This window comes from Actinoplanes sp. HUAS TT8 (assembly GCF_051380535.1).
Taxonomy (GTDB): Bacteria; Actinomycetota; Actinomycetes; order Mycobacteriales; family Micromonosporaceae; genus Actinoplanes.
Genome location: NZ_CP195646.1, coordinates 8833503 through 8852972, shown reverse-complemented (window position 1 = coordinate 8852972; position 19470 = coordinate 8833503). Strand labels below are relative to the sequence as shown.

Here is a 19470-nt window from a genome sequence, read left to right as displayed (position 1 = left end):
GGTCAGCGATGCTGTGACCGTGATCGATTGGTTGAACGGCACCGCGCTGACCGCCTTCGGGGTCGCGACCACCTGGGCCGAGGTGCTCGGTTTCGTCACCGGCCTGCTCAACGTCGGTCTGCTGGTCCGGCAGCACATCCTCAACTGGCCCCTGGGCATCCTCAACGTCCTGCTGCTGATGCTGGTCTTCGGCACGGCCGGCCTCTACGCGGACATGGGCCTGCAGGTCGTCTACGTGATCCTGGGGTTCTACGGCTGGTGGGCCTGGCTCTACGGCGGCGCGGACCGGACCCACCTGGTGGTGCGGCGCACGACCCGGGCCGAGTGGCTGGGACAGGCCGTGGCCGGGGCGCTGCTGACCGGTGGACTGTGGCTGTTCCTGGACCGGCTGACCGGGTCGACGGTGCCGCTGGCGGATGCGCTGACGACCGCTTTGTCGCTGCTGGCGACGTACGGTCAGACGCGCAAACTGGTGGAGAACTGGTGGTTGTGGATCATCGCCGATGTGATCTACATCCCTCTCTACGGCTACAAGGGCCTCTGGTTGACCGCGATCCTCTATGTGGCGTTCCTCACTCTCTGCGTGCTCGGACTCCGTTCGTGGCGTAAGGCGGTGATCGCGTGACGTTCGGTCACGGACTGGTGGTCGGCAAGTTCTACCCACCGCACGCGGGCCACCACGCGCTGATCGAAGCGGCCGCCAGGGCCTGCGACCGGGTGACCGTGGTGGTCGCGCCGTCGTCGCGGGAGAGCATCCCCCTCCAAGCGCGGCTGGAGTGGCTGCGCGAGGCGCACGGGCCGCGCGTGCGGTTCGTCGGGGTTCACGACGATCACCCGATCGACTACACCGACCCGGCGGTCTGGGACCTGCACGTGGCCGTCTTCCGGGCCGCGGCCGGCCCCGAACCGGTGGACGCGGTGTTCTCCTCCGAGGCGTACGGCGCCGAACTCGCCCGCCGATTCCGGGCCGAACCGGTCCTGGTCGACCCCGGCCGTGAGCGGATCCCGATCTCCGGCACCGCGATCCGGGCCGACCCGATCGCGCACTGGTCCCACCTCGGCCCGGGCGCGCGGGCCTGGCTGACCCGCCGGGTGATCGTGGTCGGGGCCGAATCGACCGGCACCACCACGACGGCCCGCGCGCTGGCCCGGCACTACCGCACCCGCGGCGGGGTGTGGTCGTCGACCGGCTGGGCGCCGGAATTCGGCCGGGAACTCACCGAACGCAAGCTCGCCGGGCTGCGCCGGGCCTGCCCGGAGGCGACCGTCTTCGACGTGACCTGGGACCGGGACGACTTCGTGACCGTCGCCGTCGAGCAGGCCGCGGCCGAGGACGCGCTGGCCCGGGCCGGCTCGCCGGTGCTGTTCGGCGACACCGACGCGTTCGCCACCACCGTCTGGGAGGAGCGCTACCTGGGCAGCGCCTCGGCCAAGGTGCGCGAACTGATCCGCGACCCCGACCTCTACCTGCTCACCGACGACGCGGGCGTGCCGTTCGAGGACGACGGGCTGCGCGACGGGGAACACCTGCGCCGGTGGATGACCGGGCGGTTCCGGGAGGAGCTGGCGGCCCGCGCGGTGCCGTGGATCGAGCTGACCGGGAACTACCGGGAACGGCTGACCACCGCGATCCGGGCCGTCGACCGGCTGCTCGCGGCCGGCTGGCGGTTCACCCCGCCGCTAAGCCATTCCGGGTCAGCGGCCGAATCGTAGGGTGTGCGGCATCTCAGAACCGTGCTCGCCGTGGCCGCGCTCGCGCTGGTGACCGCCGGGTGCGGCAGCGGTAAGGACCAGACCGCGACCGTGGCGTCCCCCAGCCCGGGCGACACCTGGCAGCTGCTCGTCTCCGGCAGCGCCGTGCCCCGCCCGACGCCGTCGCCGTTCGGCACCCGGCCCGGGATGAGCGACGCGACGCTGTCGGCGTCGCCCGACCCGAGCTGTTCCAAGCTGTTCACGCAGAGCGAGGCGGTGCTGATCCCGATCGAGGTGACCCCGATCTCGGGCGGCTTCAAGGTCGAGTGGCCCCGGCAGTACGACTCGAACTACCGGGTCACCGCCGTGCCGCAGAAACTGGTCAGCGGGCCCCAGCCGGAACCGCCCTGGAAGGACGTCCCGGCCGGGACGGGCTGCACGGTCAGCACCACGATCACCGGGCTGACCGCGGGCGCGGCCTACATCGTGTGGCTGGACGCGCCCAACACCGGATACGACCTCGACGGCACCCGCCACCTTTACAGCGGGCGGTCGGGCGTCGTCTATCCCAAGTGAGCGTCCTCCGGCTTGCCCTGGCGGGGCATCAGGAACGTGAGACCGAAGGCGGAGATCAGGAGCAGGAGCGACACCCCGGTCGTACGGATCGTGGTGTCCTCGAACCCGGCCCGGACCTGCTCGGTGACGTAGGCCGTGAGTTCCGGCGAGGTGGGCTGGTCGGAGCCCCGGCAGGACGGCGGCACGACGTCCGGGTTCTCCTCGGCGACCCGGTCGGTCAGGCAGTCCCGCAGCCCGGCCACGGCCGCCGGCGGCAGACCTTGGAGCTGACCGGCCGAGGTGTCGACGTGGTGGCCGACCGCCCCGGGCAGCAGCGCGAAGAAGATCGTGCCGAGCACCGCGATGCCGAACGCCCCGCCCAGCTGCTGCACCGAGGTGATCGCCCCGGACGCCGAGCCGCTCTCCTCGTCGTCGACGCCGGCCAGCACGATGCCGAAGAACGGCGCCATGGCCAGGCCCATGCCGATGCCGAGCAGCAGCAACGCCGGGATCAGATGCCACGGGGTGATGCCGGACCCGGCCAGACGCACGGTGACGGCGAAGGCCACGCTGCCGACGATCATCACCAGCGTCCCGATCTGGAGCAGCTTGCGACCCAGCTTCTCGGCCAGGCCGGCGCCGGCCACGATGAAACCGGCGATCATGCCGAGCGCCTGCGGCAGCGTGGTCAGACCGGCCTTGAGCGGCGTGTACCCGAGCCCGATCTGCAGGTAGAACGTGAAGACCAGACCGGTGCCGATGAGCGACGCGAAGAACATCAGGCCCAGGGCCAGGCCACCGGTGAACGCCCGCTTGCGGAACAGGCTCGGGGTGACCAGCGGGTCGAGGCCGCGCTTGTCCCGCCGGGCCTCGTAGGCCGCGAACAGCCCGAACGCCACCACGCCGAGGGCCAGCATGACGAACGTCCACACCGGCCAGTCCAGCTCCCGGCCCTGCACCAGCGGGTAGAGCAGCAGGAATGCGCCACCGGCGGCGAACAGCACGCCGAGCCAGTCCAGCCGGGGCGCCCGCTCCAGGCGGGACTCGGGCAGGAAGCGGAGCGCGCCGATCACCGCGAAGACGCCCAGCGGCAGATTGATGAAGAAGATCATCCGCCAGCCGGCGCCGAAGTAGTCGGCGTCGACCAGCCAGCCGGCCAGGATCGGGCCACCCACCGAGGAGAGCCCCATCACCGGGCCGAACGCGCCGAACGCCTTGGCCCGCTCGGCCGGGCCGAACATCTCGCGCAGCATGCCCAGGCCCTGCGGCAGCATCAGCGCGCCGAACAGGCCCTGCACCGCCCGGGCGGCGACCAGGAAGCCCGCCGCCGGGGCGAGCGCGCAAGCCAGCGACGCGAGGGTGAAGCCGGCCGCGCCGATCAGGAACATCCGCCGACGGCCGTAGATGTCACCCAGCCGGCCACCGGTGAGCAGGCCGATGGCCATCGACAGCGTGTAGGCGGCGCCGAGCCACTGGATCAGGCTGTACGACCCGCCGAGCTCCTGGCGGATCACCGGGCCGGCGATCGTGGTGACCAGCGAGTCGAGCAGGTCCATCACCTCGACCGCGAGGATCACGAAGAGCGCCACCCACCGATAACGGTAAGGCGCTTCTGTTTGAACACTGTTCGTTGTCACGGACACTGTTCTAGTTGTGAACACTGTTCGGTGTCAACTAGATTAGACGGCGATGAAGACCTCGCCCTGGAGTCCGCTTCCCGACAAGCGGCCGTCCCGCGTCACGCTCGACCGCGAGCAGATCATCGACGCCGCGCTGCGGATCAGCGACGCCGAAGGCATCGACGCGGTCAGCACGCGCCGGGTCGCCGCCGAGTTCGGCACCGGGCCGTCCAGCCTTTACGCGCACGTGTCCAACAAGGACGAACTGCTGCGGCTGATGTTCGACCGGGTCTGCGGCGAGATCGAGCTGCCGCCGCATGATCCGGAGCACTGGCAGGCGCAGATCAAGCAGCTGATGCTGCACACCCACCAGGTTCTGCAGCGGCACAACGACCTGTCCCGCGTGGCGCTCGCCATGATCCCCAACGGGCCGAATGCGCTGCGGTCCTCGGAGTGGATGCTGGCCCTGGTGATCAAGGGTGGGCTGCCGCCGCACTACGGCGCCTGGGCGATCGAGCGGATTTTCCTGTACGTCACGGCGGACGCCTACGAGAACTCGATCTGGCGGGCGCAACTGCGTCACCATCAGCAGCCTGAAGGCGTGATGGAGGCGCAGGTCAAGGCCGAGCTGAAGGCCTACTTCGCGGAGCTGCCGGAGGATCGGTTCCCGTATCTGCGGGCGCATCCGGACGCGATGACTTCGGGGACGGTTCAGGAGCGCTTCGAGTGGGGCCTCGACCTGTTGATCAACGGACTGGCGGCCTACGTCGTCCGATGATCCGTCCGCGGGGTTTTGTGGTTTGACCGTGACCAGCCGACCACGTCGCCCTTTCGGGCCTCGCGTTCTGGCCGCGCCAGCGGCCTGCGAGGGTCGGAAGGGTCCCCGCGGGAGCGGCGATCTGGACCACGGCGGACCGAGGCAATGAAGATCTTGAAGTTGATCTTTAAGAAGTTGTCGGCAGGCCGGCTTCGCGCCAGGCTTTGAAGCCGCCGTCCAGGTCGGTGGCGCGGTGCAGGCCGAGGTCCTGCAGCGCGGCCGCGGCCAGGCTGCTGGTGTAGCCCTCCTGGCAGGTGATGATCACCGCGAGGTCGTAGCTGTCGGCGAACGGCAGGCGGGCGTCGCTGCGCGGGTCGAGGCGCCACTCCAGCACATTGCGCTCGATGATCAGCGCGCCCGGGATCTCGCCGTGCTCGGCGCGCTGGGCGGCCGGGCGGATGTCGATCAGGATCGCGCCGGCGCGGATCGCGGCGTGGGTCTCCAGCGGGCCGAGGCGATCGAGCCGGTCGCGGGCCTCGTCCAGGATCTCGGCGATGCTCCTCGAACCGGCCGGAGCGACCGCGGTCACCACTGGCTGCCGGCCTTGTCGACGGTGAGGATCTCCAGGCCGGCGCGGCCGAGCCGGTACTTGGTCATGGTCGTCAGCGCCGGGCCGTAGACGTGGATGCTGATCGCCGGGTCGGTGCCGCGGTTGACGATGCGGTGCACGTGGTGGGTGCCGAAGCGGCGACCGGCGCCCTCGCCGAGATCGCGGGTGACGACGCGCGGCGACTCGGCCGGGCCGCCGACGGTGTCCTCGGTGAGCGTGCCGCTGAAGATGTGGAACGCGCCGGCCGAACCGCCGTGGTCGTGCAGCTCGGTCTGCTGCCCGGGGAGCCAGGTGAGCAGCCAGACCTCGTGATCGTCCGTGGCCGCCAGCCGGTGGTACCACCGCTCGACCGGGTCGAACCGGGGCGGAACCACCCACCCCTCCGGCGCATTCGCGAATTGCCGGGCGATGGCGAGGTGGTCGAGTTGGAGGGCGGTGGCAGACATGCGTTCTCCTCGGCGAGGGCATATATAACCTATCGGCAAGATAGGTTTTACCACAGAAGTTGATCGCGTGGGGCGGTTTCCCGGATCCGGCGTGTCCCCCGAAAGAGGCTTCACCGAGTTTGCCTCTTTCCTGACGTGGTGCGAAATACTGCTATCCGCAATGGCCTGGACACGCTGCGTCGAACAAAGTGGTCGATCTGTCACCGGAATGGCCGATGGCCTCAGCCGTTACGGCAGAGTTCCTGGTCAGGACGTCCCTAGGCAATTGAGAAAGCTATATGGTGAGTCGCGCCGCCGAAGTCGGTGCGCTCCCCCCGATTTACGAGGACGGACACGTGTTGAAGTCACGCCGCGGTCTGCTCGCCGCCGGCCTCACCGTCGCGGTGATCGGCGCGATCGGAGTCGCCTCCACCCTCACCGCGGGGGCCGAGCAGATTCCGGGCGCGACACCCGCGACCCCGGCCGCGACGAGCGTGGCCGTTGCCCCGCCGGCCCTGAACCCGCCGTCCAAACTGCCCTGGGGCGCGCGGCCGGAACGGGTCAAACGCGGCAAGGACGGCGCGACGAGCAAGGCCCTCAAGACCGCCGGGCTCAGCGTCGCCGGGCCGGCCGAGGGCGACACCGGCGCACCCGACGAGGAGTTCGCGCCGAAGGGCCGCAGCAACAAGTCGACCTTCCTGCGGACCGCGAAGACCAATGTGGTCCCGCCGGAGCCGTCGTCGTCGGCCTCGAACACGCCGGTCCCGACCGCCAGCAGCGACGGCGACACGGTCAGCTTCCTCTACAACGTCGGTGCGCAGGCCGCGGTCTCGGACGGCGCCTACGTCAACCTGACGATCAACAAGCCGAAGCTCGACAAGAAGGACTACCACACCCTGGCCGAGCTGGCCGTGCAGTCGGCCGACGGCAACCAGATCGTCGAGGTCGGGTGGAACGTCGACCGCGTCGTGAACGGTGACGACGACCCGCACCTGTTCGTCTACCACTGGGTCAATCGGCAGACGTCCTGCTACAACGGCTGCGGCTGGGTGCAGTACAGCAAGACCGTGATCGCCGGGGACACCCTCGCGGTCGACCAGCAGCGGCGGTTCGGCATCCAGTTCTACAACAACGCCTGGTGGGTGGCGTACGACACCGAGTGGGTCGGCTACTTCCCGGCCAAGCTCTGGGGCGACGTCTCCTTCACCAAGACCGGCCTGGTCCAGGTCTTCGGCGAGGTGGCCGCCTCCTCCGACCACCCGTGCACCGAGATGGGCAACGGCAAGACGTCGGACGACACGACCTCGGCCCGGATCGGCAGCGTGGCCTACCTCAACGGCCCGGACCCGAACATTGCGGTCCGCAGCACCACCGACCTCTACACGGTCGCGCCGCTGAGCCTGCGAACATTCCGGTACGGCGGCCCCGGCGCCTGCGCCACGGCCAGCCCGTCACCGACCCCCAGTTCTTGATCCACTGATCACCTTCGGATGCCCGGTCCCTCGTAAGGGGCCGGGCATCGACGTTTTCCGGTTTCTTGTCCCCACCCTGAACCGGATCGCGTGCCACGATGTACATCCGGGTGGCCGGGCGGAACCCGAGGGGAGCTGGCGCCGATGAAGCGACGGGTGAGCCCCGACGAGCAACTGATGACCGCGCTCTACACGGAGCACTACGCAGTGCTGATCAACTTCGTCTCGAGATACGTCTCCGATCGTCACAAGGCCGAGGACCTGGTGCAGGAGACGTTGCTACGAGCCTGGAAGCACATCGACCACCTCGACCCGGAACCCGGGCGAACCCGGTCGTACCTGCTCACCATCGCTCGTAACGTGGTGACCAACGCATGGCGGGCGGAACAACGCCGGCCACGCCTGGTCTCCGACGAGACCGCGGTCAACTCCGTGCCGTCGGCGGACAATGTGGATCAAATGGTGGAGGGCTGGCTGGTCGCGGAAGCGCTGGAACGGCTCTCCCCCGAACACCGGGCGGTGATACAGGCCATGTATTACGAGGGGCAGAGCGTGGCCGACGCGGCACGCCGGCTCTCGGTGCCGGAGGGCACGGTGAAATCGCGCGCCTACTACGCGGTTCGTGCACTTCGCGCCGTCTTCGAGGAGATGGGCATGCTCCGGAGCGGAGGTGTGGCATGAGTGATCTCGACGAACACGACAGCCTGCACCGCTTGCTGGGCGGCTACCTACTGGGTGGCCTGGACGAGACCGACACCGACAAACTCGACGCGCACCTGCACGACTGCGCCGAATGCCGGGCCGAACTGGACCGGCTCGCCCCGGTGCCGGAAATGCTGCAACACCTGCCGGACGCCCGGCACATGGGCGGTGATCTACCGCCGCTGACGGTCGCACCGACCGCGCGGCCGAGTCCGCAGAACATCGAAAACCTGCTCGGCCGGATGCGGGCCGAGAAAACCCGGGAAACCCGGGTCAGCCGGACGCGGTGGCTGGTCGCCGCGTCGGTGGCGGTGATCGCGGCCGGCGCCATCGGCTACGGCGTGCTCGTCAACACCGGCGGCGGAACCCCGGTCTCACCGCCGGTCGCGGTCCAGAACATAACCGCGAACTTCCAGGCCGCCGACGGCAGCGGGATGGCCGGCCAGGCGACGCTGATCAAAAAAGCGTGGGGCGTCCAAGTCTCACTCAACATGACCGGCATGGCGGGCAAAGGACCGTTCTTCTGCATCGTCAAACGGGCCGACGGCACACAGGAACAGGCCGCCGTCTGGGGTGAGACACCCGAGCACACCGCGAAGGTCGACGGCTCCAGCTCGTTCACGGCCACCGACGTGACGACGATCCTGATCAACGACGCCGAAGGAAAACTGCTCGGCAGCGCGACGGTGACCTGAGCAGAATCGGGGGCATGTCGCTACGAATGCCCCCGAAACTGCGCCCCGGCGATCGTGTCGCGGTGCTGTCCCCGTCGTTCGCCGCCCCCGGGCTCTTCCCGGAACGGCACGAGCAGGCCATGCGCCGCATCCGCGACGAACTCGGGCTCACCCCGGTCGAATTCCCGACGACGCGGCGCCTCGGCGCGACCCCGGTTGAGCGGGCCGCCGACCTGACCGCGGCCTGGGCTGACCCGACGATCCGGGCGATCTTCGCGACCATTGGCGGTGACGATCAGATCACGCTGCTGCCGCACCTGGACCCGGCGGTGTTTCAGGCCGACCCGAAGCCGTACTTCGGGTTCTCCGACAACACCAATCTGCTCAACTGGCTCTGGAGTCACGGACTCGCGGGGTATCACGGTGGGTCGACGATGATGCACCTTGCGCGTGGTGAAGGTATTCAGGCGGTGCATCTGGCTACGTTGCGGGCCGCTCTCTTCTCCGACCCCTCCAACTCCTCAGGTTCCTCCGACTCCTCCGGCTTGTCTGGCCCCTCCGGCTTGTCTGGCTCCTTCGGCTCATCCGGCTTCTCCGGTGGCGACCTGGCGATCGAGCCGGTCGGGGAGTTCAGCGAGGAAGAGGTCGACTGGGCCGAGCCGCGGGCGCTGACCGAGTCCGCGCCGTCGATCCCGAGCCCCGGCCACCACTGGCACCAGCCGGAAACGGTCGTCACCGCACCGACCTGGGGCGGCAACCTGGAGATCCTGCACTGGAACCTGGCCGCCGGTCGCTGGATTCGGCCGGTCGAGGACTACGCCGGGTGCGTGCTGCTGCTGGAGACGTCGGAAGAGATGCCGCCGGCTGAGGAGGTCTTCCGGATGCTCCGCAACTTCGGTGAGCGTGGGCTGCTGCGACAGTTCCCGGCGGTGCTTGTCGCGACCGCCAAGGCGACGGTGTTCACCAATCCGCGCCCGGCTGCCGAACGCCAGAAATACCGCGATGAACAGCGTGATGCGGTCCTGCGTGCATTCGCCGCGTACAACCCATCCGCGATGATCGTCTTCGGTGTCGATTTCGGACATACGGATCCGCAGTATGTTCTGCCTTACGGCGGCCGCATCACGATCGACGGCCCCGCCCGAAAGATCACCGCCCACTTCTGACCGATCGCCGCCGCCCCGCCGCGGAGATCAGCGCCCACTCCCAGAGCGACGGCCCGGCGCGAACCTCCAAATGGTCGACAATCCCCACCCCGCCACACTCATCCCGGTTGGTGTTGGGCGCCAGAGGCAGCCCTCACTGCCAGCTGGCGAGGCTCGGCTGGTGTTCAGGGTTGTTTTTGGGGTTGGAGGCAGCCGTCACCGCCAGCTGGCGGGGTCCGGCTGGTGTTCAGGGTTGTTTTTGGGGGTTGGAGGCAGCCGTCACCGCCAGCTGGCGGGGTCCGGCTGGTGTTCAGGGTTGTTTTTGGGGGTTGGAGGCAGCCGTCACCGCCAGCTCGCGGGGTCCGGCTGGTGTTCAAGGTTGCCTCGGCGGATTGGAGGCACCCTCAGCGCCAGCTGGGGCTGGGTTGCGTCGGGGACCGGGCCGGCGTGGGCCTTGGGACCTGGGCGGCTGCTGGGCTTGGGCCTTGGGCGGCGGCAGGAGCTGGGCTGCGGCGGCTGGGGCTTGAGGCTGGGCGGCGGCTGGAGCTAGGCGGCCAGGGCTTGGGCTGGGCGGCTGCTGGAGGTGGGCGGCCAGGGCTTGGGGCTGGGCGGCGGCTGGGCTGCGGCTGCTGAGGCGTGGGCTTGGGGTTAGTGGCGGGCGCTCAGCTGCGCGAGACGGCTCTGGTGGGGGAAGCCGGTCCGCTTTGCGTTAGGGCTCGGCGTGGGGGCGGGGGTGGACCGGCGGCGAAGCGGGGTCGCAGAAGGAGCGCTTCTCGGCGGGTTTTGGAGGGAGGCGGCTGGGGATGATGAGGAAAGCGGTGACGGCCCCGGCGGCCATGAGGGCGGCGCAGATCAGCATGGCCTGGTGGTAGACCGGGTGCAGCTGGGTGGAGTCGGTCAGCGAGCCGGAGCCCAGGCCCGCGGCCAGCGGCAGGACCGCGACCGAGAGGAGGCCGGCGGCGCGGGCGACCGCGTTGTTGACGCCGGAGGCGATGCCGGCGTGGGCGTCGTCGAGGGCGCCCAGCGCGGTGGCGGTGAGCGGGGCGACAAGCAGGGCCAGGCCGAGGCCGAAGAGGATGACCGCGGGCAGGACGCGGGTGAGGTAGGGCGCGTTGGTGCCGATCATCGACATCAGGACCAGGGCGGCGCCGCAGAGCAGGGGGCCGGCGGTCATCGGGATGCGCGGGCCGATGCGCTGGCCGAGCGCGCCGCCCCGGGCCGAGAGCAGCAGCATGATCACCGTGACCGGGAGCATGGCCAGGCCGGCGGCCAGCGCCTGATAGCCGGCGACGACCTGCAGGTTGACCACGACCAGGAAGAACACGCCACCGTTGGCCGCGTAGACCAGGAACGTCACCAGGTTGGCCCCGGTGAACGCACGGTGCCGGAAGATCTCCGGCGGCACCATCGGGTGCGGCGAGCGGCGCTCGGAGATGACGAACGCGGTCATCCCGAGCACGCCGATGACCAGCGGGATCAGCACGACCGGGGAACTCGCGCCGTGCGCCGGCCAGGCGGTGAACCCATAGGTCAGGCCGCCCAGGCCGAGGGCCCCGGTGATCAGCCCGGCGACGTCGAAGCTGCGGGCGGCGCCCGGATCCTTGGTCTCCGGCACGTGCCGGGACGCGACCCAGAGGACCAGCGCCGCGACCGGCACGTTGATCAGGAATAGGAACCGCCAGCTGCCGATCTCGAGCAGCCAGCCGCCGAGGAACGGCCCGAGTGCGCCACCGATGCCGCCGAGCCCGGACCACGCGCCGATCGCGCGGGCTCGGTCCTGCGGGGCGAACGACGCCTCCAGGATCGCGAGCGCACCGGGGGTGAGCAGCGCACCGCCGATGCCCTGCAGCACCCGGGCGGCGATCAGCAGCTCGATGTTCGGCGCGAGGCCGCAGAGCAGCGACGCCGCCGCGAACCAGGCGATGCCGAACATGAAGATCCGCTTGCGGCCGAAGCGGTCGCCGAGTGAGCCGCCGACCAGGATCAGCGAGGCGAGCGAGAGCGCGTAGCCGTTGATCGTCCACTGCAGGCCGGCGGCCGACGCGCCCAGATTGCGCCCCAGCTCGGGCAGAGCCAGGTTGACCACCGTGGCGTCGATGAACGCCAGACTGGAGCCGAGCACCGTGGCCAGCAGCACCAGGCGCCCGGCAGTCGTGCCGTAACGCACCTGATCGCCTTGCCGAACCGGATTCATGCGACGACCCTACGCCGCGTCCGGTGTCACCCCGGTGTCATGCCGAGTGTCGGATCTGGATCTCTTCGTAACGAGTGTGCGGCGCTGGTGGGACCGCGTGCCGGGCCGCGGCCAGGGCGGCGCGGGAGGCGGTCGACGAGCGGACCGTGCCGGTGCCCGGCCGGCGCAGCAGATCGCCGAGCCGGGCGACCAGTTCGTCCCGGGCGAACGGCTTGCACAGGTAGTCGTCGGCCCCGGCGTGCAGCGCGGCGGTGATCCGGTCCCGGTGCACGTCCGCGCTCACCACCATGATCGGCAGCGACTCCAGGGCGGGGTCGCTGCGGATCCGCCGGCACAGGTCGATGCCGGAGACGCCGGGCATGCGGATGTCGATCAGGGCGGCGTCGACACCACCCTGCGCCAGCAGGTCGAGGGCGCCGGCGGCGTCGTTGGCGGTGACGACCTGATAGCCGAACCGGCGCAGGGCCATGGCGAGCAGATCTCGGTGGTCGACCTCGTCGTCGGCGATCAAGACTGTGAACACGCGGACCTCCAGAGGTCAGGCAGCGACGTGCCTACTCCTTTTCGGCACCGCTGTAGAACCACTGAGCCGTTGCCGGGTGGAAACTAGTCGATCAGGGTAGAGGACAAATGATCAGACCAGCACGGGAAGCGGACATTCCGGCGATGCAGCGGATCGAGATCGAGGCCGGGCGCATGTTCCTCGCACTGAACATGGACCTGGTCGCCGGGGACGATCCGTTCAGCGCCGCCGAGCTGCGGGAGTACCTGGCCGACGACCGGGCCTGGGTGAGCGTCGACGAACAGGACCGGCCCATCGCGTACGCGATCGTCACTCGCGCCGATGGCCTCGCGCATCTGGAACAGGTCTCCGTACATCCGAATCATGCCGGCCGAAGGCTCGGCGTCGATCTGGTTGAGCAGGCCGCGGCCTGGGCCCGGGCGCAGGGATCGCCGGCGCTGACCCTGACCACTTTCGCCGATGTCCCGTGGAACGCTCCCTACTACGAACGTCTCGGCTTCCGCCGGCTCGCCGACGACGAGGTCACGCCCGAACTGCGCGCGATCCGGGCCGCGGAGGCCGCCCACGGGCTGGATCAGTGGCCTCGTCTCGCCATGCGCCGGGACCTCTGACGCGGCATAGGGTGGTGGAATGCGCGCTGCCGTCTTCTCCGAGCCCGGTCCTGCCTCCGACGTCTTCGAGATCACCGAACGAGAGCTGCCGCTGACCGGTGCCGACGAGGTACGGGTCCGGATCGTGCTCTCGGCGGTGAACCCGACCGACACCGGCACGCGGGCCGGCCGGGGCGTGCCCGACGGCGTGTCCCCGCCGCGGGTGCCGAACCAGGACGGCGCCGGCGTGGTCGACTCGCTCGGCGAGGGCGTCTCCGACCTCGAACCGGGCGACCGCGTCTGGGTGTGGGACGCCGCTTACGGCCGCGCCGACGGCACCGCGCAGGAGTATGTGGTGCTGCCCCGCCGCCAGGTCGTCCGGATGAACGACGACGTCCCGTTCGAGGTGGGCGCGGCCCTGGGCATCCCGGCGCTGACCGCGCACCGCTGCCTGACCGTGGCCAGCGACGGCCCGGCCCGGCTGGAACCGGGTGCGCTGGACGGGCGGACCGTGCTGGTCGCCGGCGGGGCGGGCGCGGTCGGTAACGCCGCGATCCAGCTCGCCAAGTGGGCCGGCGCGACCGTGCTGACGACCGTGAGCAGCAAGGAGAAGGCGGCGCTGGCGAGTGCGGCGGGCGCCGACGTGGTGATCGACTACCGCGAGGAGGACGTGGCCGCCCGGATCCGCGAGGTCAGCGACACCGGGCCGCACGTGATCGTCGAGGTCAACACCGACAACCTGGAACTCGATCTGGACGTGATCGCCCCGGGCGGCAACATCGCGATCTACGTGGGCGGCAAGTTCAGCGTGCCCAGCTTCAAGGCGATGCTGAAGAACGCCAGCCTGGACTTCGTGCTCACGTACACGACGACGCCCGAGGAGAAGGAGAACGCGGTGGCCGCCGTCGCCGAGGCGGCGAACTCCGGCGCCTTCCGGGTCGGCGAGGAGCACGGCCTGCCGATCGTCCGATTCCCGCTGGACGGGGTGGCGCGAGCGCACGAGGCGGTCGAGAATCACGCCGTCGGCAAGGTGGTAATCGATGTGACCGAGCCCTACTAGTCGGGTTAACCCTACTGTCGGGTGGGCGGTTCACAGGATCGGAACGGAGGGCTCCGGTGCCTAGCGTGGAGAACATGACAACCACGTACGCCGGAGCTCCGGCCGCCACTCCCGCCCCGGCCCGGCGCTACCTGCGTCAGCTGGGCATCGACACCCAGTACGTGCTGGTCGGCTTCCCGTTCGGCCTGGTCACGCTGACGCTGTGCATCGCCGGTTTCGCGACCGGCATCGGCACCGCGATCATCTGGATCGGCCTGCCGCTGCTGGCCGGCTCGCTCGCCATGTCCCGCGGCTTCGCCCACCTGGAGCGGCTGCGGATCGGCCCGGTGCTGCGCCGGCGGATTCCACACCCGCGTTACCGTACGAGTCGCTCGCAGAGCTGGGTCGGCAAGATGTTCAGCCCGCTGGCCGACGGCCAGTCCTGGTTGGACCTGGTGCACGGCATCTTCCGTTTCATCCCGAGCACCATCGCGTTCTGCTTCGTCTTCACCTGGTGGACCGGGGTGCTGAGCGGCCTCACCTACGCGCTGTGGGACTGGGCGCTGCCGCACACGGCGGACAACCAGGAGCTGCCCGAGCTGCTCGGCTTCCAGGACACCGCGGCCGTACGGATCACGTTCTACCTGCTCATGGGCCTGTTCTTCGCGATCACGCTGATCCCGGTGGTGCGCGGCGCGGCGCTGCTCGAAGCCCAGTTCGCCCGGGGCCTGCTCAGCGGCGTCGACGAGCTGCGCCAGCAGGTGGCCGACGCGAACGCCGCCCGCGACACCGCGCTGGGTCAGAAGGCGGCCGCCGTCTCGGCCGAGGCGACCGCGCTGCGCAAGCTGGAACGCGACATCCACGACGGCCCGCAGCAGCGCCTGGTCCGGCTCGCCATGGACCTGGGCCGCGCCGAGCAGCAGTTCGCCACCGATCCGGACGCCGCCCGGGCCACCGTCGCCGAGGCGCTCAGCCAGACCCGGGAGACGCTTGACGAGCTGCGCGCCCTGTCCCGCGGGATCGCCCCGCCGATCCTGGTCGACCGTGGCCTGCAGGCGGCGCTGACCGCGCTGGCCGGCCGCTGCACCATCCCGGTCGACCTGGAAGCGCCGTTCTTCGAACGGCTGGACCCGTCGGTCGAGTCGACGGCGTACTTCGTGGTCGCCGAGGCCCTGACCAACGTCGCCAAGCACAGCCACGCCAGCGAGGTGCAGGTCAGCGTGCAGCGGATCGCCACCGGACTGCTGGTGACCGTCGCCGACGACGGGGTGGGCGGTGCGAGCCTGGCCAAGGGCCACGGCCTGGCCGGTCTGGACGATCGGGTCAAGGCGGCCGGCGGGGTGCTGGCCGTGGAGAGCGCCGAGGGCGAAGGGACCCGCCTGACAGCGGCACTGCCACTCTGACAGAGTGGCCGCATGCGGGTGGTTATTGCTGATGACGCGGTGCTGTTGCGCGAGGGTCTGATCCGGCTCGTCGAGGAGAACGGCCACACGGTGGTGGCGGCCGTCGGCGACGGGCCGTCCCTCGTCGAGGCCGTCGTCGAGCATCGTCCGGACGTCTCCATCGTGGACGTCCGGATGCCGCCGTCTCACACGGACGAGGGCCTGCGGGCGGCGGTGGAGGCGCGGAGCCGCGTGCCCGGCACACCGATCCTGGTGCTCTCGCAGTATGTCGAGGTCTCGTACGCGGATGATTTGCTGGCCGATCGCCGAGGGGCGGTCGGCTATCTGCTCAAGGACCGGGTGTCGCTGGTCGCCGACTTCCTGGACGGCCTGCGCCGGGTGGCCGAGGGCGGCACCGTGCTCGACCCCGAGGTGGTCGGCCAGCTGCTGGTCCGCCGCAGGCGCGACGACCCGTTGCGCAGCCTGACCCCGCGCGAGCGCGAGGTGCTGGGCCTGATGGCCGAGGGCATGTCGAACACCGCGGTCGCCCGCAAGATGGTCGTCACCGAGGGAGCGGTCGAGAAGCACGTCCGGAACATCTTCACCAAGCTCGACCTGCACCAGGACGAGGAGCAGCACCGACGCGTCCTGGCGGTGCTGGCCTACCTCCAGACGTAGGGTTATCCCCACCCCGAGTCGGGGGCTCGCCTGATTCAATCCGATCTCTGCGATCCATAGCGTTCTCAGGCATGGAGCACAGGGGGAAAGTCAAGGGAATCGCGCCTCGGGTCGCGATCTGGAGCGCCCGCCACCGGGCACTCGCGATCCTGGGATGGATCGGGTTCGTGGTGGCCGCCACCGTCCTCAGTGGCATGCTGGGCAGCCTCGCGGCGACCAACGCCGAGCAGGGCAACGGCGATTCCGGCCGGGCCGAGAAGATCGTCGAGGGGGCGGGCTTCCCGGCGAAACCGGCCGGCGAGATGGTGCTGATCCAGAACCGGTCCGGCGCCGAGCGGGGCGCCGCCACCACCGAGATCACCAAGGCGCTGGGGGCGCTGAGCGACGTCACCGACGTGCAGGAGCCGATCCAGTCGCCGGACAAGAAGTCGACGCTGATCACCTTCAGCATCAAGGGTGACTCGGAGACCGCGAAGGACCGGGTCGGACCGGCGCTCGACGCGGTGACGAAGGTGCAGGCCGCGTACCCGGAGCTGTTCATCGCCGAGGGCGGTGACGCCAGCGGCGACAAGCTGATCGGCGACGAACTGGACGAGGGACTCGCCCGGCTGTCGATGCTCTCCATCCCGGTCACGCTCGGCATCCTGCTCGTTGCGTTCGGCGCGGTGGTGGCCGCGCTGCTGCCGGTCGGCCTGGCCGTGACCGCGGTGATCGCGGCGATCGGCCTGATGGCCGCGTTCAGTCGTCTGGCGCCGACGGTCGACGCCACCTCGCACGTGATGCTGCTGGTCGGGCTTGCGGTCGGGGTCGACTACTGCCTCTTCTACATCCGCCGGGAGCGCGACGAGCGCCGCAACGGCGCCGATCCGGAGCGCGCGCTGATGATCGCCGCGCAGACCTCGGGCCGCTCGATCTGGGTCTCCGGCCTCACCGTGATCGTGGCGATGGCCGGCATGTTCCTCACCCACGACACCACGTTCGTCAGCTTCGGGCTGGGCACGATCCTGGTGGTCACCACGGCCGTGCTGGGTTCGCTGACCGTGCTGCCGGCGCTGCTCTCGGCGCTCGGCGACCGGGTCGACTCCATCAAGATCCCCGGACTCTACCGGCGCCGCAGCGATGGCCGCTTCTGGAACGGGCTGCTCAAGGTCGTGCTGGCCCGGCCGCTGATCTCGGTGCTGGTCGCGGTGGCGGCGCTGGGTGCACTGGCCGCCCCGGCGCTGGACCTGAAGACCAAGGCCGAGGGCATCGAGGACCTGCCGCACGACGCGCCGATCGTGCAGGCGCTCGCGGCGATCTCCGAGGCGTTCCCGAGCAAGACCACGCCGGCCCGGGTCGTCGTGCAACGGGACACGGTCAAGGACAAGAGCTTCCAGCAGGCGCTCGCCGAGTTCCGCACCGAGGCGAAGGCGAGCGACCAGCTCGTCGAGCCGATCGACGTCGAGATCAACCCCGCCGGAACGGTCGCGGTCGTCTCGGTCGGCCTGGTCGGAAAGAGCGATGACAGTACGGCCATGGCGGCGCTGGACACCCTGCGTGGCCGCATCGTCCCGGACACGTTCGGCGCACTGCCCGGCACGACCGCCCTGGTCTCCGGCGACACCGCGTCCAACGCCGACTTCAACAAGCAGCTTGACAACAGCCTGCCCTGGGTGTTCGGGTTCGTGCTCGGGCTGGCGTTCCTGCTCCTGCTGGTCTCGTTCCGCTCGGTCGTGGTCGCGATCACCGGTGTCGTGCTCAACCTGCTGTCGGTCGCCGCGGCCTACGGCATGCTGGTCTACGTCTTCCAGTACGGGCACTTCGAGAAGCAGCTGGACTTCGTCTCCAGCGGCGGGATCACCAACTGGATGCCCCTGTTCCTCTTCGTGATCCTGTTCGGCCTGTCGATGGACTACCACGTCTTCGTGCTCAGCCGGATCCGCGAGGGCCACGACCGGGGACTGAACACCCGGGACGCGGTCCGCGAGGGCGTCGGCCGGACAGCCGGCGTGATCACCAGCGCGGCCGTGGTCATGGTGGCGGTGTTCTCGCTCTTCGCGACGCTCCCGCTGAACTCGACCAAGCAGCTGGGCGTGGGGCTGGCGGCCGCGGTGCTGCTGGACGCCACGATCGTGCGGGCGGTCCTGCTCCCGGCCGTGATGGCGATGCTGGGCCGGGCGAACTGGTGGCTGCCGCGCTGGCTGGGATGGCTGCCGGAGATCGCCCACGACGTGGAGCCGGCGGTCGAGCCGGTGCCGGTGCCGCGTCCGCTGACCCCGGTCGGCTGAGGTCCGCTGTTCGGTCCGGGTGCGCCTCGCGAAAATCCGGGTGGTCGAGGTTCGCCGTTCGGTCCGGGTGCGCTTTGCGCCCGGGCCGCGGCCATTTCGCCGTACGGAAATCGGGGGTTGATCCTGATTGGGGAAGTGCCGAGTGCCGGGGGTCAGGTTCCCGCCGCGCAAGATCGTCGCCTACAGTGGACTCTGAAAACGCTGAGGCACAGGTCAACAGGCATTTACATCGCCTGTTTCAGGTCGTTTCATGCGATCAGTGGATCTGTCCCAAGCGCCCGGAACCGGCCGGGGAGGACGCCGCCACGTCCCCCCGGCCGCCCGCGCGATAGCGTTGCCGGAAATGGATCTCGACGTGGACCGCCAAGGCCTGGCCGTCGTCGCGGCCGGCGGGGTGCTCGGCGCGCTGACGCGCTACGCCATAGGAGTGACCTGGCCGCACACGCCGGCCGAGTTCCCGTGGGCGACCTGGTCGATCAACGTGTCCGGGTGCTTCCTGATCGGGGTGCTCTACACGCTGCTCGCCCGGTTCCGCCCGGGTCATCGCCTGACCAGGCTCTTCCTGGGGACGGGCGTGCTCGGGGGATATACGACGTTCTCGACCGCCGAGGTCGACGTGCAGCGCGCGGTGCCCACGATCGCGATCGTCTACCTGGCCGCGACCATCGTCGGCGCGCTGCTCGCGGTCTGGGCCGGCAGCGCTCTGGCCTCCGTGGGGGAGACGCGAACCGCGACCGAGGACGCGACCGCCGCGGCGCCGGGGGAGACACGCGGATGATCGTGCTCATGGTGGCGTTCGGCGCGGCGATCGGCGCTCCGCTGCGCTATGTCACCGACCGTTACGTCCAGACCCGCTACGGCACCGGGTTTCCGTGGGGGACCCTCGCGGTGAACCTGTTCGGTTCGTTCGTGCTCGGGCTGGTGCTCGGGATGCGGCTCTCGGCCGAGCTGACCGCACTGATCGGCACCGGGTTCTGTGGGGCGCTGACCACGTATTCGACGTTCTCCTGGGAGACGCTGACCTTCGCCCGCCGGGGGGAACGGGCCAAGGCTTTCGCGTACGTGCTGGTCAGTCTGCTGGCCGGGCTCGGCGCGGCCGCCCTGGGCGCCATCCTGGCCGACGCCCGGTAAGACGTGTCCCGGCGC

The 19470-nt window shown here is 69.9% G+C and carries 20 protein-coding genes; 15 read left to right on the top strand and 5 right to left on the bottom strand.

Annotated features, from left to right (window positions below):
• Nucleotides 1–19 precede the first annotated feature (19 nt).
• The 3 genes from pnuC to ACSHV8_RS39325 are packed head-to-tail and all read left to right on the top strand — an operon-like array spanning nt 20 to nt 2268.
• Nucleotides 20–625, top strand: coding sequence for a nicotinamide riboside transporter PnuC (pnuC, locus tag ACSHV8_RS39335; RefSeq protein WP_436524454.1), 606 nt, complete (start codon nt 20–22; stop codon nt 623–625).
• Nucleotides 622–1713 carry an AAA family ATPase gene (locus ACSHV8_RS39330; protein ID WP_436524452.1) on the top strand — a complete coding sequence of 364 codons (1092 nt, stop codon included), beginning with the start codon at nt 622–624 and terminating at the stop codon, nt 1711–1713. The genes pnuC and ACSHV8_RS39330 overlap by 4 nt, the downstream gene beginning before the upstream one ends.
• Before the next feature lie 3 nt (nt 1714–1716).
• Complete coding sequence (locus ACSHV8_RS39325) at nt 1717–2268, top strand: hypothetical protein (RefSeq protein ID WP_436524450.1); 552 nt, start codon at nt 1717–1719, stop codon at nt 2266–2268.
• Here ACSHV8_RS39325 and ACSHV8_RS39320 read toward each other — a convergent pair.
• Nucleotides 2256–3836 carry a DHA2 family efflux MFS transporter permease subunit gene (locus tag ACSHV8_RS39320; RefSeq protein ID WP_436524448.1) on the bottom strand — a complete coding sequence of 527 codons (1581 nt, stop codon included), beginning with the start codon at nt 3834–3836 and terminating at the stop codon, nt 2256–2258. The two genes, ACSHV8_RS39325 and ACSHV8_RS39320, sit on opposite strands and share 13 nt — an antisense overlap.
• 100 nt (nt 3837–3936) lie before the next feature.
• Between ACSHV8_RS39320 and ACSHV8_RS39315 the strand changes: the two genes are divergently transcribed.
• The gene (locus ACSHV8_RS39315; protein ID WP_436524446.1) at nt 3937–4644 is read left to right on the top strand and encodes a TetR/AcrR family transcriptional regulator; all 708 of its coding nucleotides are present in this window, start codon (nt 3937–3939) and stop codon (nt 4642–4644) included.
• A 166-nt stretch (nt 4645–4810) separates the two neighbouring features.
• On the opposite strand, the gene ACSHV8_RS39310 is transcribed toward ACSHV8_RS39315, so the two are convergent.
• Entirely contained in the window at nt 4811–5212 is a 402-nt protein-coding gene (locus tag ACSHV8_RS39310; RefSeq protein ID WP_436524444.1) for a rhodanese-like domain-containing protein, read from the bottom strand.
• Nucleotides 5209–5679: a cysteine dioxygenase gene (locus ACSHV8_RS39305; protein ID WP_436524442.1), complete on the bottom strand. Its 471-nt coding sequence runs from the start codon at nt 5677–5679 to the stop codon at nt 5209–5211. Before ACSHV8_RS39305 ends, ACSHV8_RS39310 begins: the two co-directional genes overlap by 4 nt.
• A gap of 335 nt (nt 5680–6014) precedes the next feature.
• On the opposite strand from ACSHV8_RS39305, the gene ACSHV8_RS39300 reads away from it, so the two are divergent.
• From ACSHV8_RS39300 to ACSHV8_RS39285, 4 genes are all read left to right on the top strand, one after another.
• Nucleotides 6015–7130 (top strand): neprosin family prolyl endopeptidase, encoded by a 1116-nt coding sequence (locus tag ACSHV8_RS39300; RefSeq protein ID WP_436524440.1) that lies wholly within the window; start codon nt 6015–6017, stop codon nt 7128–7130.
• A gap of 144 nt (nt 7131–7274) precedes the next feature.
• On the top strand, nt 7275–7811 hold the full coding sequence (locus ACSHV8_RS39295) for a sigma-70 family RNA polymerase sigma factor (protein WP_203680058.1): 537 nt from the start codon (nt 7275–7277) through the stop codon (nt 7809–7811).
• A complete protein-coding gene (locus tag ACSHV8_RS39290; protein WP_436524437.1) occupies nt 7808–8527 on the top strand; it encodes a zf-HC2 domain-containing protein in 720 nt (239 codons plus the stop codon). The genes ACSHV8_RS39295 and ACSHV8_RS39290 overlap by 4 nt, the downstream gene beginning before the upstream one ends.
• A gap of 62 nt (nt 8528–8589) precedes the next feature.
• On the top strand, nt 8590–9672 hold the full coding sequence (locus ACSHV8_RS39285) for a S66 family peptidase (RefSeq protein ID WP_436524435.1): 1083 nt from the start codon (nt 8590–8592) through the stop codon (nt 9670–9672).
• A 688-nt stretch (nt 9673–10360) separates the two neighbouring features.
• Here ACSHV8_RS39285 and ACSHV8_RS39280 read toward each other — a convergent pair.
• Nucleotides 10361–11845: a DHA2 family efflux MFS transporter permease subunit gene (locus tag ACSHV8_RS39280; RefSeq protein ID WP_436524433.1), complete on the bottom strand. Its 1485-nt coding sequence runs from the start codon at nt 11843–11845 to the stop codon at nt 10361–10363.
• Between the two features lie 37 nt (nt 11846–11882).
• Nucleotides 11883–12368 carry a response regulator transcription factor gene (locus tag ACSHV8_RS39275; protein WP_436524431.1) on the bottom strand — a complete coding sequence of 162 codons (486 nt, stop codon included), beginning with the start codon at nt 12366–12368 and terminating at the stop codon, nt 11883–11885.
• A gap of 107 nt (nt 12369–12475) precedes the next feature.
• On the opposite strand from ACSHV8_RS39275, the gene ACSHV8_RS39270 reads away from it, so the two are divergent.
• The 7 genes from ACSHV8_RS39270 to crcB all read left to right on the top strand — a co-directional run bounded on the left by ACSHV8_RS39270 (nt 12476) and on the right by crcB (nt 19455).
• Nucleotides 12476–12979 carry a GNAT family N-acetyltransferase gene (locus ACSHV8_RS39270; protein WP_436524429.1) on the top strand — a complete coding sequence of 168 codons (504 nt, stop codon included), beginning with the start codon at nt 12476–12478 and terminating at the stop codon, nt 12977–12979.
• Nucleotides 12980–12998: 19 nt separating this feature from the next.
• Nucleotides 12999–14018, top strand: coding sequence for an NADPH:quinone reductase (locus ACSHV8_RS39265; RefSeq protein WP_436524427.1), 1020 nt, complete (start codon nt 12999–13001; stop codon nt 14016–14018).
• 74 nt (nt 14019–14092) lie between these two features.
• Nucleotides 14093–15400, top strand: a complete 1308-nt coding sequence (locus ACSHV8_RS39260; protein WP_436524425.1) for a sensor histidine kinase — start codon at nt 14093–14095, stop codon at nt 15398–15400.
• A 12-nt stretch (nt 15401–15412) separates the two neighbouring features.
• Nucleotides 15413–16057, top strand: a complete 645-nt coding sequence (locus tag ACSHV8_RS39255; RefSeq protein ID WP_014687559.1) for a response regulator — start codon at nt 15413–15415, stop codon at nt 16055–16057.
• Between the two features lie 71 nt (nt 16058–16128).
• A complete protein-coding gene (locus ACSHV8_RS39250; RefSeq protein WP_436524423.1) occupies nt 16129–18324 on the top strand; it encodes an MMPL family transporter in 2196 nt (731 codons plus the stop codon).
• A gap of 343 nt (nt 18325–18667) precedes the next feature.
• Complete coding sequence (locus ACSHV8_RS39245; protein WP_436524421.1) at nt 18668–19102, top strand: fluoride efflux transporter FluC; 435 nt, start codon at nt 18668–18670, stop codon at nt 19100–19102.
• On the top strand, nt 19099–19455 hold the full coding sequence (gene crcB / locus ACSHV8_RS39240) for a fluoride efflux transporter CrcB (RefSeq protein WP_436524419.1): 357 nt from the start codon (nt 19099–19101) through the stop codon (nt 19453–19455). The genes ACSHV8_RS39245 and crcB overlap by 4 nt, the downstream gene beginning before the upstream one ends.
• Nucleotides 19456–19470 lie beyond the last annotated feature (15 nt).